Origin of the sequence: Epilithonimonas zeae (assembly GCF_900141765.1) — a bacterium.
Lineage (GTDB): Bacteria > Bacteroidota > Bacteroidia > Flavobacteriales > Weeksellaceae > Epilithonimonas > Epilithonimonas zeae.
Genome location: NZ_FSRK01000001.1, coordinates 1,852,372 through 1,867,183 on the forward strand (window position 1 = coordinate 1,852,372; position 14,812 = coordinate 1,867,183).

Here is a 14,812-nt window from a genome sequence, read left to right on the forward strand (position 1 = left end):
AATATGGGGAAAAGTAAATTGGGAAATAATGTAAAAAAGAAAATAATTATATTTAAAATAAATTAATAAACTTTGAAAACTAAACAAATGTACTATAGAGAAAATCTTTACGTTTTAAAATATTTACTTAAACTTATTATAGCAATAAACAATAACAACTTTTTAATTATCAATAAAATAAATAAGTCGTTCTAAAGTAAATTAAAACTATAAAACGACCTCAGATCAATAATAATTATTTCTTATTTATAAACCAGCAACCAAGTCCTTCCATTCCTGAAGTTCTGGATTACCCGGCTTTCTTTTTCCAAAGAACTGAACGATAAATTCACCTTCTTTATTGAACACTTCCACCGAAGTTACTTCGCCATCTTCCGTTGGTTTTTTCGTGATCCAGGTTTCACCAATTTTGGTTGTGTCAAGATGCAGATTGAAATCCGGATCCATTACGTTGAACCATTGCTGATGCCAAAGCGTCTTTTTAACTTCGCCGGTGTGAATCTGAATAATTCCTCTGTTTCCAACAAAAACCATAATCGGAATGTGTTTCTCAGAAGCATCTTCTAAAACATTCACAACCTTAGAATTATCGATTTTCTGAGCAAAACCTTCCGGAGCCAATCTCAAAGCCTGAGTTCTGCTAACCCCAAATTTTTTAGTCATCATAAAGAAATCGTGTGTATCTTGTAAATCTTTCCAAGCCTGTTGAAAACCTGCTACATCAATTTCAGAATCTGCTTTTTCTGCCGGTTTTGGAGCAATTGGTTCTGTTACGATTTCCGCAGACTGTTCGTCAGCTTTATATTTCTCCGTTAAAGCATCAAATTCTGCTTCATTGCTTTTGTTTGTCAAATAGATTTTATGAAGTGCCAATCCGTCTTTTCCGAAGAATTGGAAGCTTTTTCTATCGCCTTCAACAACCGAAAAACCGAATTTCCAAGAGTTGATAAAGATTCTCAAATCGATGTCCTCTCCTACGAAAACCTGTCCGTGAGGATTGCTGAAATCCGGATTCAAATAAACGCCTTTTCTTTCGTGAACGCATTCGTCGTTTCTTGTCAAAGCCATTACTTTGTCAAGCTTTACAACTTCTTGTAAAAGCGAAGCAAATTCTGGTTTAAGAACCGTTACCCCATTGCCAATGTTTGTAGCTAAAAGTTCTGCTTCGCTCACGCCTAATTGTTCTGCAGCGTTTCTTATTCTAAGATGTGGATTTTCTGCTTTCAAAGCTTCCCATTTTGTCTTTAAATCGTTTATTAATGTACTCATATTGATTTGTTTTTTGATTGTTTATTTTAAAATGATTTTTTTTTAACACAAAGTGCACAAAGATTTTTTATTTCTAACTGTTTTAAGGTTCACAAAGGAGCTATCGCTTAGAAAAGTTGAAAATAAAATCTACTTTTTGATTGTTAGAACCTTGTATTCTCTTTTTACAAATGTTCCGGTTTTGCTTGTTATCCATTCTTCTTTATCGGAGCGAATCATTCTTTTGAAATTGGTTTGTGCGACTAATTCTTCCACATCTTCGTAATTGTAAAGCTTGAAATCCGCTGTGAAAGGCAGGTTTTTCATAAAGTCTTTCTTCGCAAATGTTAGAACAAAACTTCCGTCTTTCTTTAAAACTCTGTAAATTTCATTAAAGAACTCCACCGGATTTTCCCAGAAATAAATTGTATTGACAGTCATCACCTTATCAAAACTTTCGTTCTCAAAAGGAATTTTGTTTCCGTCATATAATTGAAAATTGGCTTGAGAAAGATATTTCGAATTGAGACTTTCCGCTTCGGATTTCATTGTTTCAGAAATTTCTAACCCTGTGTATTGGATATTTTCTGCAAAATCCAAAAGATAAGACAAATGTCCTGCATTGCCGTGACCGAGTTCCAAAATGCTTTCGTTGTCCGTCAAATACAAAGCTTTGATGCTTTCTTTTGTCATCGAAATGTTAGTCTCGTTCATCATTTTCGCAACTTCCTTTCCGGTTTCTCCTTCCGGATTGGATAATTGTTGTGCTAATATTTTGAGTTCTTGTTCTGTCATTTTTTAGTTTTTATTATAACAGAGAATCTTACGCAGCCCGACCTGAGTGGAGCTCATCCGCTGAAAGCGGATAGCGGGAACGGAGGGCGGATTAAGCTGCCATAATTAATCCGTTTTTAGTTTTTTAACCAAATAAAATCATTGTGCTGTCATTGACCGGATGTTTGCAAATGGTACACGGAAAGTTGTAAGCACGGCTGATTTTCTCCTCCGTAAAAACCTCTTCCGGAGCACCGTAAGCTAAAACTTCGCCTTTTTCCATCAACAGAATTTTGTCTGCAAAACTTGCGGCTAAATTCAAATCGTGCAAAACAACGACTGCGGTGTTATTATTTTGAGTAAATTTTTTAATTAATTCTAATGTATTGTGCTGGTGTTTGATGTCCAGATTATTGAGTGGTTCGTCCAAAAACAAAAGCCTGTGTGCAATCTCGTTATCCAACTGAGAAAGAACTCTCGCCAAATGAACCCTCTGCTTTTCACCGCCAGAAAGCGAGTTGTAATCTCTTTCTCGAAAATGAATAATCTCGGTTTCCACCATAGCAATTTCCGTCGATTTTATATCTTCCAAAGTCGGCTGAGAACCGAAGTAAGGATAACGCCCCATCATCACAACATCTTTCACCAAAAGCGGAATATCCTGAGCATTGTGCTGGGAAAATTTAGCTTTATGTTTTGATAATTCTTCGAGTTTCCAGTCGTAAATTATTTTGTCTTTGAAGAATATCTCTTGCTTTTTATCGGTTCTGATTTCGTTGGCCAGGACATTTAACAGACTTGACTTCCCTGCTCCATTTGGACCAACAATCGCCAGAAATTCGCCGTAACCGACCTTGATATCAACCCCTTTTAAGATGCTGACGTTCTGACTTTGATAGTTGATTTGGTGTCCTTTTATCATCTCAAAGTGTTTTTGTATTTGATTAAAATCGCAATAAAAATTGGGCCTCCAATCAATGATGTTAAAATTCCGATTGGTAATTCTGACGGTGCAACGATTGTTCGACTGATTGTATCTGCAAGCAATAACAAAATACTTCCGCAAATCGCTGATAACGGCAAAATGAAATGATAATCTGAACGGAATAATAATCTCAAAATGTAAGGGACAATAAGTCCCACAAAACCGATTGTACCGGAAAATGCGACGCAAGTTCCTATCATTAATGAGGTTATCAATACGATTTGTTTTTTCAAAGTCTCAACATTGATTCCCAAATGCTGTGCATCTTTTTCGCCCAGTAACATTGCATTCAGTGCTTTTCCTTTTGGTAAAATAATGATGTACGAAAATAGTAAGACAATTGATAAGATAATGTTTCTTGTCCAAGTTGCACCTGCTAAACTTCCTAAATTCCAGAATGTTAAGTCTCTGAGCTGTTCGTCTTTTGAAATGTAAATCAAAAATCCTACAAATGAAAAACCAATAGATGTAATGGCAACTCCGGAAAGTAACATCATTACAACATTTGTTTTTCCTGCGCTTGTTGAAATTCTATAAACAATAATCATTGCTAAAAATGCTCCGACAAATGCAGAAACGCCGACTAAGGAATTTCTTATGATTTCCGGAAGATATTGTTCAAAAGTATGTCCGAGAATGATTGCGATTGCTGCTAACAAAGTGGCTCCCGATGTTAAACCAATCGATTCTCCAGTTGCTAAAGGATTTTTGAACATCCCTTGCAAAGTAGTTCCGGAAACCGCTAACATACTTCCTATTAAAACTGCCATTACAATTCTTGAAGTTCGGACTTCCCAGATCACATATTTTTCACTTAATGATAATGAAGAATCGCTGGTTAAAAACTTCCATAACACTTCGTAAGAAGAGGAATTACCAAAATCGTAAACTCCGATATTTAAAGCTAAAACCATCATCAGTATTAATAAAATAATACCGATAATGGCGTAAAATGTAAGACTTTTTGATTTCAAAATATCAATTTTTCTTCCATAGGTTTGGCCTATGGTTATTAATATTGAACCCTTTGGGCTCTGTTTTATTTTACATTGTTTTCCATAGGTTTTACCTATGGCTATTCAAATTGAACCCGAAGGGTTCGTTGTTTTGATTATTTTGAAGACTCGATTAAAAGTTTGTTGAGGCTTAATGCAGCTTCTCCAACTCTTGGTCCGAAAGAAGATAATAATCCGCCGTCCAATGCAATTATTTTTTTGTTTTTACCTGCATTGGTTTGAGGAACGCCTGGCATTTTAAGAGCACTTTCTATTCCACCTGAACTTTGCAAACCGCTTGTGAAGAACAATAGTACATCAGGATTAGATTGTACAACTGCTTCCGGTGTCAATGGTTTAAAATCTTCGAAATCATTTGCTGCGTTTTGCCCTCCTGCAATCTCAATAATACTTGCCATTGGTGTATTTTTTCCGCCAACCATCATCATATTTCCTCTAGCGTAGATAAAAAGAACTTTTGGCTTTTTGGCAATTGGCTGGATTTGTTTTACATCTGCATCAATTTTGTCCAATAATGCCTGCTGGTTTGTATTTCCTAAAGCTTTCGCCACTTGGTCAATCAATTTCTTGGTTCCGTCAATTGAAAACTCTTGATTGAATAACTCAGTTTGGATTTTTGACGCTTTAATTTTTTCTAGCAAATCAGGATTGATATCTTTATCAGAAGCAAGAATCAATGTTGGATTAAGTTTCATAATTGGTTCAATAGTCATAGAACGAACGTGACCCAATTCCTCTGCAGTAGTTTTCAAACTTTCCGGATATGTGCTTGTAACATCAATTCCAACAATCTCTTTCTCGTGGCCCAATGCAGCTACAATCTCTGTAACACCACCACTGATGCTTACTATTCTTTGATTAGAAACTGGAGCTTCTGCTTTAGTTTCTTCTGCTTTTGCAACTTTAGAATCTTCTTTTTTACAAGAAAATCCGGCTAAAAGAAGTACTGACAAAACAGCTATTTTAATATTTTTCATATGTTTATTTTGATTTGGTTAAAGTGGTTTGTATTCGAATTGTGGAAAGCCTCTTTCACCAGCTTCTCCATATTGGTCTGTTTTTGTTTTTGTCATTCTGGTGAATCTTAACTTAAAGTAAAAACCTTCAGGATCTTTTACAACATAAAATCTATCACCATATACTTCTAATCCGTTTGTACCAACAGGATTTCTCCAATTAGCTCCAATTGCTCTTTGATCGGTATGATCGAATTTTGAAATATCTATATCAGCAGCTGTGAAGTTATTATAATAGTCTGACGCTGGTGTCCCAGCAGGAATTGTAACTTGGTAAGAAGCTGATCCGCCTACAATATTATCTGTCACAAAATCTGCATAAATGTAAGTACCGGCACCTTCTATGACATTTGTAAAGACAGTGAAACATAGATCCCATTTTTGTTTTTGAGGCTGAATAACAACTTCTTTATTATCCGTCATACTAAAATAATTGAAATTGTAATCTGTATTTTTATTTATGATATACTCTTTGTACGTTGTCTCTCCAATATTTGCATACTTGATTTTGTAAGCTGAACTTCCATTCCTAACAATCTGTAACTTCATCCATCCTCTATCTGTTCCGCCAGTAGTAACTGATCCAATTGGAATAGAACCTGTGTAAATATTTTTACCCATATTGACCAGATACACAGCATTGTCTGAATCTACAACCTTAACCTCTTCAATTGCAGTATAACTAGTTGGAAAATTACCTTTAACATCATCTATATAAGTAACATTATTCGGATCAAAATTAGCTACCTGAACTTTAGTTTTAAGTGTAGCAACATCAGATTCTTTTACCTGATTAATATCTGTGACATTGGGTATTTTGCCTGCAGCCATCATAATTGAAGAATTAATAATAACCTTAAACTCATCTCCAGAATAGAAAGCCAAATCCCAATCTGTTCTCTTATTTAAAGTTTTATCTCCTGAACTTAGATCATACCAGACTTGGTTAGGTTCACTTGCTCCTCCAACATCAGCACTGTCAATCTTACCTATAATAGGAGAAACGGCAACTGGATCTTCGTTATCTCTAAGACAAGATTGAAAAATGAAAGATGTTGATATTAATAAGAATAATAATTTTTTCATTTCTTTAAATTTTAAAAATTATAATTAATTCTGGCAAAATAACTTCTACCATAAAATAAGTTCTGCAAATCTGTTGCAGCATTATGACCATCACCAGATTGTGCAGTATTTCTAATACTGGTAACATCAAAAATATTTTTCACTCCAAGGCTTAATTCAAAATGATTATTGAAAAAAGGTTGACTTACAGTAAAATTCAGCATATTAAAATCGCCAATATCACCTAATACGTAATGTCCTGTATCAGAAGCGCCATCAGATTCTAGTGTATAAAGTTTTCTTTTACCTGTATATTTGTAGTACAATGCAAATATGGTATTGGCTTTTGGTAATGTATAATTTGCACTTACGTTAGCTTCCACATAGTAATTAAAATCATCATTGGATGTAGCATTACCAGTATTCAAAAGTTGAGAAACGCCTAATGTTGATACACCAGCATTGAATGAGAAATTATCTTTTCTTGCATTGAAACTTGCTCCCAGGATAATTGATTTATAATTATCAACATTCAAATAGGTGTACTTTAACGGACTGTTGCTAACAATAACACTTTCGATACGATCTTTCACATCCATATATATTCCACTTAGACCTACATTCATTCTCCAAGAATTAGAATTAGTAGTTGCAAAGTCCCAAGAAACACCACCAGAATAACCTGTTTCAGGTTTTAAATTTTCGTTACCTCTAATGTCATGATTATTATCAACAACGTAAGTGTAAAGTTCATCATAAACCGGAAAACGATTTGCAGAACCTAATATTAATCTGATATTTGATTTATCTGTGGTAGAGAACCTTGTTGTTAATGAATAATTATATTGCCTGTCAAATTTATTACTTACCGTTAACCTTACTCCAGGACGGAAAGACAGCCATTTCAAAGGATTCCATTCTGCAGACAAGAAATTTGCATAATTGAAAATAGATCGGTTAACACTTTTACCATTATTATTGAATTCAAAAGTTTCAGAATCTGCAAATCCTTTTGTATTATCTAACTCATAACCTATTTGGAAATTGATTTTATCATTATCTAAAAAATTACTGAACATCCCTCTTGAATATAAAACCTCCGACTTATAGAAGGTTCTTTTTGGACTTTCAGATCTAACATACCTATTTGGTACATCATATATTTTTTTAGTGTAATCTCTTTCCTGTATTTGATAAGAGAAATCTCCGTTATAATTGATTCTAGATCCCAGTTTTGTCAAAATATTTAACTGATGAATCCATCTTGTAGAGTTATACTCTCTGTCTTCTGCTGTAAAAGTTCTCTGTCCACCGGAAAAAGCCAATACATCTGTTTTAGGATTGTAATAATCAATATCTTCATTTAAGAAATTGACTTTATAAAAAATGGAAGTATTTTTTTTAGAATACCGGAGTGCAGCATTAGCAATTAACAGATCTTTTGGTTGCCATTCATAACCACGCTGGCCATTAGTTGTTTCGTCAAAGAATTTATAGCCCTTTTGAGTCCCTTCAAAACCTTGAAAATCATTATGGTTAATATCGGCTGTTAATGTGAATGAATCGGAAATCCGGTAACCTAAATTAAGACTTTGAATATGCCTTCCATAGCCTTTCTTCTTCCAATCATAATCCTTACCAACAGTTTCTTCTTGAAGAGAAGCATTGATAGTAACCTTTTTTTGATAATTTTTTTTAGTAATAATATTGATAACACCTGCCATTGCATTATTACCATATTCTACGCCCATAGCACCTTTTACAATTTCTATTCGCTCTATATTATTGACATTAATTTTTGTAAGATCTACCAAATTCCCCATTCCTTTATCGCTAACTACAGGAATATTATCAATCAATATCTTTGTATATTCCCCGCTGAGTCCCATAATATTTGCATTAGAATCTCCAGAACTAGAATTGGGGGTAATCAAAATGTTTAGATTTTGGTTAAGGACATCTGCCACATTTGTAGCAGCCATATTTTTGATTTGGATTGCATCTATTATTTCTACTTTATAAATAGATTTATTGATAGACTGGGGAGTATATTGTCCAGTAATGACGACTTCTTCAATATTTTTTTGATTAAGAGTATCCTTTTGTGCATATGCAAAATTCAAAATCGCTAATGATAAAAGGCTCATCGTTCGCTTCTTCATTGAAAAAAATTTTTGCGAAGATAAGATTTTATTTAGAATCATTAAAAACAATTTTGTACTTTTGTAGAATAATTCTAAATAATAATAAAATCTGAACAAGACTTATGAAAGCAAAACTACTTCTAGCTGCATCACTTTTCGCAGTAGTTGCACAAGCACAATTATCGACTATTAATGAAAACTTTGACGGATTTACAGCTGGAAATGCAACCTTTCCTCAAAACGGCTGGTCAGCAATTTTACCAACAGCTCCTTTCCCGCCACAACCTATGATGCTAGTTGTAGCTGCAGATGGAGCAAACAAGGTAATCCAAGCTTATCCTGGAAGCAGCTCGAACCAACCATTATACTTAATAACACCTCAGATTGTAGCGCCTGCTGGAGATAAGGCTATTTCTTTTGACACTGGTTTGGTAGCTTCTTCGCCTGGTACTACAACCATTCAGATTGGTGTAGCGACCAATCCAGCGGATATGACAACGTTTACAGCTGTTGGAGATCCAATACAAATCACTTCTACTGTGATTCAGAATGTTAAGGTTAATGTACCTGCATCTGCTGGAACTTATCTTGTTATAAAACATACCCCTACTGCAGCGCACACGGCTCTACAAATCGACAATGTAAAGTATGATACTAACCTAGCTGTTAATGAAAGCGCTTTCAACACAAATAATGTAAAATTTGCAGTTTCTGCAGATAATAACTCTTTGAAGTTTGTTTCTACAACTACGCTTTCTAGCGCAAAAATCTATTCTGCTGCTGGACAGATTGCAACTGAAGGTAAAATTTCAAACAACACTTTAAACATTTCTACATTGAAATCCGGTGTTTATTTTATTGCTATAGAAGACAATGCTGGACAAACAGTTAAGTCTAAGTTTATTAAAAAGTAAATAAACTCATTTATAAAAATTGAAAGCCTTTCAGAATTCTGAAAGGCTTTTTTTGTTGATTATAAAGACGATTTAAACCAATATGATATTTATCATTTGATCAAAAATATTAATTTTTAATAATTCTAAATAAGAATAATTTAATAGTTTTGTAGAATAATTCTAAATAATAAAATCTATTTATAAATTATGAAAACAAAACTATTTTTTGCAAGTATGCTGACACTGGCTGTTAGCCAAACAGTTTTATCGCAAACAGATGAATTCGGGTATACTTCGGTTAATCTAAGTATGGGCGCTCAATATCAAAATCAAGTTTATTTTGATTTCTCTTCTAACAATATTATTTCACAGCCTGCTACAGGATGGGATATTGCTTTTTACAGAAATTCTAGTATGTCGTTTGGAGAGAGAGTAAATGATGCTAATAATGTGAAAGTTTATCAGGTTTCTGCTGATCCTGTCGCGTTTGACACTGTAGTTCCGGGAGATAAAGCTAACTGGGGCGAGCCATTATACAATCCTGACAAAACTGAAGCTTTGGAAGATGGCGTCTTCGACAATGCAACATTATTGCCATCAGGGGGTCTTAATTTCAGCTGGGGAACTTATGACATCACCACACACAAAATTACAGGTAAAGTAGTTTTCGTACTAGAATATGGTAATGGAGATTATTACAAATTCTTTATTAATGAATACTCTGCTGGATATACATTCAAATATGCCAAATGGAACGGAAGCTCTTGGGATGCAACACAAACCAGAACTATTGCTAGTGGAACAGATGATGCATACTTCAACTATTTCTCGTTCGCAACAGGAGCAAAAGTTAATAATATCGAGCCTCCAAAAGCAAATTGGGATCTGATGTTCACAAGATACTGGACTTTCTATAACAATATTATGATGTATCTGATGTCCGGAACAATCCAATCTCCAAATGTGAGTGTTGCATACGTAAGACCAGAAACTCAGGCTACTTCTACCTATACAGCTCCTGCAAGCAGTTCTTACTCTAAAGAAATTACTACTATTGGTCACTCTTGGAAAGGAACAACAGGATCATATACAGATGCAGTTTATTACGTAAAAGAAGGAAGTAACTATTACAGAATGTATTTCACTTCCAATGGCGGTGCTACTACAGGTAATATGTATTTCAAATATAAAAACATCACGGGAGAACTTGCTGTTGCAGACTTTGGTAAAAAGGGAACATTCGGAATTTATCCAAACCCAACTAAAGAAGACAAAAAAGTTAACATCTTGTTTGATGTAAAAGAAGCAGCTTTTAAGAACGGAAGCATTGAAGTATTTGATTTCTCTGGTAAAAAAGTATATGAAACTTCTATTATAAACAAGTCAGGATTCTCTACACAACAAGTTGATCTTAATAGACTTTCGTCAGGAGTTTATGTCGTGAAAATCACTTATGGAGGACAGACAGAAACAAAAAAGCTTGTCGTAAAATAAGCCATATTTCATGGGTAAATATTGATTGATTTTTATAAATCCTATGCAATCGCCATTTCGCCGTTGGTGATTGTCATCAAATATTTATCGTGGCGATTTCAGATTTTATTCTTTATAAGACCACCTTCGGGTGGTTTTTTGCTTGTTGTGATTTGCTTAAATAATGAGTAAATTTGTAGAAATAATTCGATTACAGTGAATTCCATTATCAATAAAAAAGTAGAATTTCAGGATTTGGGAACCAAAGATTACCAACCATCCTGGGATTATCAGGAAGAATTACTGAAAAAAAATCTCGAAACTAAAATCTTTAATCGGGAAAATCCAGACCATCAAAAAGCGACCAATAATTATCTTCTTTTAGTAGAACATCCACACGTTTATACACTTGGAAAAAGTGGTCACGAGGAGAATCTCCTGGCTAATGAAAACAAGCTGAAGGAAATCAATGCTACTTATGTCAAAGTGAATCGTGGTGGTGATATTACCTATCACGGATTTGGACAGATTGTTGGCTACCCTATTTTGGATTTGGAGAATTTTTATACAGACATCCACCGTTATATGCGCGATCTGGAGGAAGTCATTATCCGAACTATTGCAGAATATGGACTGAAAGGAGAACGTTCCAATGGCGAAACGGGCGTTTGGCTGGATGTGGGAAAACCTTATGCCAGAAAAATCTGCGCAATGGGCGTAAAAGCTTCGCGTTGGGTTACCATCCACGGATTTGCTTTGAATGTGAACACCGATATGCGCTATTTCGAATATATCATCCCTTGCGGAATTACCGATAAACAAGTCACCTCTTTGAAAAGAGAATTAGAGCGAGAAGTTGATTACGAAGAAGTAAAGCAAAAAATCAAAAAACATTTTGTAGATGTATTTGGCTGTGAACTAATTTCATAAATGATTAATGGTAATTGATAGATCATATTAAAACTTCGATAAATCATTTATCAATTATCAAATATTGGTTATCTTACATCGTCATCCCAATATCAATTCCCTTAATTTTTCTATAAAGATCGGTTGCGAAATTATCCGTCATTCCGGAAACAAAATCAATTACGCCAAGCACTTTCTGATAATCGGTTCCATCTTCATAAAAGAATTGCTTTGGAAGAAGCTTCAGGGCTTTTTTATCATAAGATTTTCTTTCATCAGCAGCTTTCAAAATGGATGGAATAAAATGATCTAGCAACTCGTACATTACGTTGTAACCAGCATTTTCGATTTCCACAACGGCTTTGTGATTATAAATTTTTTCAATAGAGAAGGTTTCAATATCCTGCAGCGTTTTGTTTTCAGATTTATAAATGTCCAAAAGACCTTTATCAAGATTACCTTCCAAAATTGTATTGAAATTACTTTTATAAAGCTCAACAGATTTATTAATTAAAGCATTGATAACCTTTGCTCTCAGGTAAGAAATTTGCTCATTTTCATTACTGATAGAATTTAGTTTTTGCTCTACTCTATTGATATCGTCTGTTTCAGATTTCACCAATTCGAAGAACAGATTTTTACAATCTGCCGTAGAAACAATTCCCAATCTGTGCGCATCTTCCATATCAATGATATTGTAACAAATATCATCCGCCGCTTCTACGAGCCAAACAAATGGATGTCTTTTGAAAATATAAGGATTTTCGTTCTCCTGAATCATTGATGTTCCTTTTGCAATCTCCAAGAAAATATCTTTCTCATTCTGGAAAAACCCAAATTTTTTACGATGGATAAAACCTTTCTTTTTAGCAATCGCTTCACAAGGATATTTTGCAATACTTGCCAATGTCGCAAAAGTCAATTGGATTCCGCCAGCATCTTTTCCTTGTTGTTGCTGTGCTAAAACTCGGATTGCATTGGCATTTCCTTCAAAATTAACCAGATCCGCCCACTCTTTTTCATTGAATTTCGATTTCAAATCACTTTCATTCCTGTCAAAATAACTCGCAATCGCATCTTCTCCAGAATGTCCAAAAGCAGGATTCCCAACATCGTGACAAAGACAAGCTGCAGCAATAACATTTCCAAGGTTATGGAGATAAAAACTCTTGGATTCTTCGTTGAGATCATTAGTGTAATTATCGTAAATAAATTCTCCCATCACGCTTCCCAAACTACGACCGACAGACGAAACTTCCAAAGAATGCGTCAATCGGTTGTGTACAAAAACACTTCCCGGGAGTGGAAAAACCTGAGTTTTATTCTGCAACCTTCTGAATGCCGATGAGAAAATGATTCTGTCAAAATCTCTCTGAAAATCGGTTCTGGAAGCTTTGGTATGCGGATTATTTCCTGTGCGTTGATTGGTAAAAATTGAATTCAAATCCATAATGGATTCAAAAATAAGGGATATTTTATTTTTAAAGGAATAATATTTGAGTTTTTATCAAAAAAGTAATTATGCCAGAAGGTCCTGTAATATTATTAATGAAAGAACACCTCCAAAAATTTGTTGGGGAAAAAGTGATTGCTGTTAGCGGATCCGAAATAGAAGGAAGTCTAATTAAAGGTAAAACTTTGAAAGGAATCAAACTTTATGGGAAACAGACTTATTTGATTTTTGATGAAATTAATATTAGAATTCATTTATTAATGTTTGGTTCCTATGAAATTGATAAACAAACAAAACCTACTGACAATCTAAAACTTGGATTAAGTTTTAAAAGTGGAAAGGCGTTTTTCTATACTTGTTCCGTCAAACTTTTACCAAATAGCTTTCTCGAAACTATCGATTGGGAAGCAGATGTAATGAGTGAAGTTTGGAATCCTGAAAAAGCAAAAACGAAAATGAAAAAAAATCCGAAAATGATGGTTTGTGATGCCTTGATGGATCAGGATATTTTCTCTGGTGTTGGCAATATTATTAAAAATGAGGCTCTTTTCAGAACTACAATTCAGCCGGAAAGTTTAATTGAAAACATTCCAATAAAAAAACTGAATGATCTAATTTCTGAGGCAAGAAATTTTAGTTTTGACTTTTATAAATGGAAGCGAGAAGGTGTCTTAAGAAAAAAATTTCAGGTATATGAGCAAAAGAATTGTCCAACTTGCAGAAAACCTTTGACCAAGAAAATGACCGGAAAATCTAAACGCGCAAGTTTCTATTGTGAAACAGACCAAAAATTATTCTAAATAAAATTCATTTTAACGAAAACTTACAATCAAAAGGCTTTTACTAAGAATAATGATTTGATTTGAGTTTTATTTTACCTATAATTGGCGAAATTTAATTTATGAAAAACAAATACTTATTAATTCTATCTCTAGTTTCTTCATTTGCTTTTGCGCAACAAACCATTTCTTTTGAAGCTTCAGAGGGCTTTGTGGCTGGAGATATCAACGGACAAAATGGATGGGAAGTTACCCTAAACAGTGATGACGAGCCAATCAAAAATCAAGTTATCACTACTGAAAAAGCATCAGAAGGAACTCAGTCTATAAAAATAGATGTTGATTTGGACGAAAACTTTCTCTTCTTTCCCATTTTTGGTGCTGCAAAATTGTTTGACAATGTGTACGACTACAAGAATACTACTGTAGAAATGGATGTTTTTATCACAGAAAAAGAAGCGTCAAATTTTGATTTTGGAACTTTTGGAATTGTTGACACAGACGAATATATGCCTGTTGCTATTTTCGCTTTTAATTCTTTAGGTATTTTGGAAGTTGTGAAAAATGAAGATTATCAATACGAAAGTACCAATTTCAACTGGGAAGCCAACAGATGGTATAAACTGAAATCTGTCACTTCTGAAAATGAAATCAAATTCTATGTTGATGGTGCTTTGGTTCATACAATACCTAACTTCTCCAAAACCAATATTACAGGAATCAATCTTCTTCATGACAATTTCTCTGGTGGTGCTTATATCGACAATATCAAAATCAATGATGAAGTAATGGCGGTTAATGATGTGAAGAAAGCCAACATCAAATTATATCCAAATCCAGTCAAAGATATTTTAAAAATCAATCTTTCAAATAACGAAAACATCAGCGAAATCAACATCTATAATGTTGCTGGACAAAAACTGAAAACAGTTTCTAAGCAAACTGAAATTAATGTGGAAAGTCTATCAAAAGGTGTTTATTTGATTGATATCAAAACAGATAAAAACAAAACTTACAATTCCAAATTCATTAAACAATAAATTGAAAATCCTGC

At 34.1% G+C, this 14,812-nt stretch carries 13 protein-coding genes; 5 read left to right on the forward strand and 8 right to left on the reverse strand.

Annotation, left to right across the window (positions count from 1 at the left end):
- Positions 1-246: 246 nt before the first annotated feature.
- The 7 genes from BUR19_RS08575 to BUR19_RS08605 form a co-directional block, all read right to left on the reverse strand.
- On the reverse strand, positions 247-1,269 hold the full coding sequence (locus BUR19_RS08575) for a hemin-degrading factor (protein ID WP_074234820.1): 1,023 nt from the start codon (positions 1,267-1,269) through the stop codon (positions 247-249).
- A gap of 129 nt (positions 1,270-1,398) precedes the next feature.
- Complete coding sequence (locus tag BUR19_RS08580; RefSeq protein WP_074234822.1) at positions 1,399-2,043, reverse strand: class I SAM-dependent methyltransferase; 645 nt, start codon at positions 2,041-2,043, stop codon at positions 1,399-1,401.
- Positions 2,044-2,167: 124 nt separating this feature from the next.
- Entirely contained in the window at positions 2,168-2,944 is a 777-nt protein-coding gene (locus tag BUR19_RS08585) for a heme ABC transporter ATP-binding protein (RefSeq protein ID WP_074234824.1), read from the reverse strand.
- On the reverse strand, positions 2,941-3,981 hold the full coding sequence (locus BUR19_RS08590; protein WP_074234826.1) for a FecCD family ABC transporter permease: 1,041 nt from the start codon (positions 3,979-3,981) through the stop codon (positions 2,941-2,943). Before BUR19_RS08590 ends, BUR19_RS08585 begins: the two co-directional genes overlap by 4 nt.
- Before the next feature lie 137 nt (positions 3,982-4,118).
- Positions 4,119-5,000, reverse strand: coding sequence for a heme/hemin ABC transporter substrate-binding protein (locus tag BUR19_RS08595; protein WP_074234827.1), 882 nt, complete (start codon positions 4,998-5,000; stop codon positions 4,119-4,121).
- A gap of 18 nt (positions 5,001-5,018) precedes the next feature.
- Positions 5,019-6,125 (reverse strand): HmuY family protein, encoded by a 1,107-nt coding sequence (locus tag BUR19_RS08600; RefSeq protein ID WP_074234828.1) that lies wholly within the window; start codon positions 6,123-6,125, stop codon positions 5,019-5,021.
- 11 nt (positions 6,126-6,136) lie between these two features.
- Positions 6,137-8,266 carry a TonB-dependent receptor plug domain-containing protein gene (locus BUR19_RS08605; protein WP_074235611.1) on the reverse strand — a complete coding sequence of 710 codons (2,130 nt, stop codon included), beginning with the start codon at positions 8,264-8,266 and terminating at the stop codon, positions 6,137-6,139.
- Between the two features lie 104 nt (positions 8,267-8,370).
- Here BUR19_RS08605 and BUR19_RS08610 point away from each other — a divergent pair, with 104 nt between their 5' ends.
- The 3 genes from BUR19_RS08610 (at position 8,371) to lipB (ending at position 11,547) form a co-directional block, all read left to right on the forward strand.
- Positions 8,371-9,162 carry a T9SS type A sorting domain-containing protein gene (locus BUR19_RS08610; protein ID WP_074234830.1) on the forward strand — a complete coding sequence of 264 codons (792 nt, stop codon included), beginning with the start codon at positions 8,371-8,373 and terminating at the stop codon, positions 9,160-9,162.
- A gap of 189 nt (positions 9,163-9,351) precedes the next feature.
- Complete coding sequence (locus tag BUR19_RS08615; RefSeq protein WP_074234832.1) at positions 9,352-10,638, forward strand: T9SS type A sorting domain-containing protein; 1,287 nt, start codon at positions 9,352-9,354, stop codon at positions 10,636-10,638.
- A 195-nt stretch (positions 10,639-10,833) separates the two neighbouring features.
- Entirely contained in the window at positions 10,834-11,547 is a 714-nt protein-coding gene (lipB, locus tag BUR19_RS08620; protein ID WP_074234834.1) for a lipoyl(octanoyl) transferase LipB, read from the forward strand.
- A gap of 73 nt (positions 11,548-11,620) precedes the next feature.
- Here the strand turns inward: lipB and BUR19_RS08625 are convergent, their stop codons facing one another.
- The gene (locus tag BUR19_RS08625) at positions 11,621-12,976 is read right to left on the reverse strand and encodes a deoxyguanosinetriphosphate triphosphohydrolase (RefSeq protein ID WP_074234836.1); all 1,356 of its coding nucleotides are present in this window, start codon (positions 12,974-12,976) and stop codon (positions 11,621-11,623) included.
- A 71-nt stretch (positions 12,977-13,047) separates the two neighbouring features.
- On the opposite strand from BUR19_RS08625, the gene BUR19_RS08630 reads away from it, so the two are divergent.
- Both BUR19_RS08630 and BUR19_RS08635 read left to right on the forward strand, forming a co-directional pair.
- Positions 13,048-13,779: a DNA-formamidopyrimidine glycosylase family protein gene (locus BUR19_RS08630; protein WP_074234838.1), complete on the forward strand. Its 732-nt coding sequence runs from the start codon at positions 13,048-13,050 to the stop codon at positions 13,777-13,779.
- A 101-nt stretch (positions 13,780-13,880) separates the two neighbouring features.
- Positions 13,881-14,798, forward strand: a complete 918-nt coding sequence (locus BUR19_RS08635; protein WP_074234840.1) for a T9SS type A sorting domain-containing protein — start codon at positions 13,881-13,883, stop codon at positions 14,796-14,798.
- Positions 14,799-14,812 lie beyond the last annotated feature (14 nt).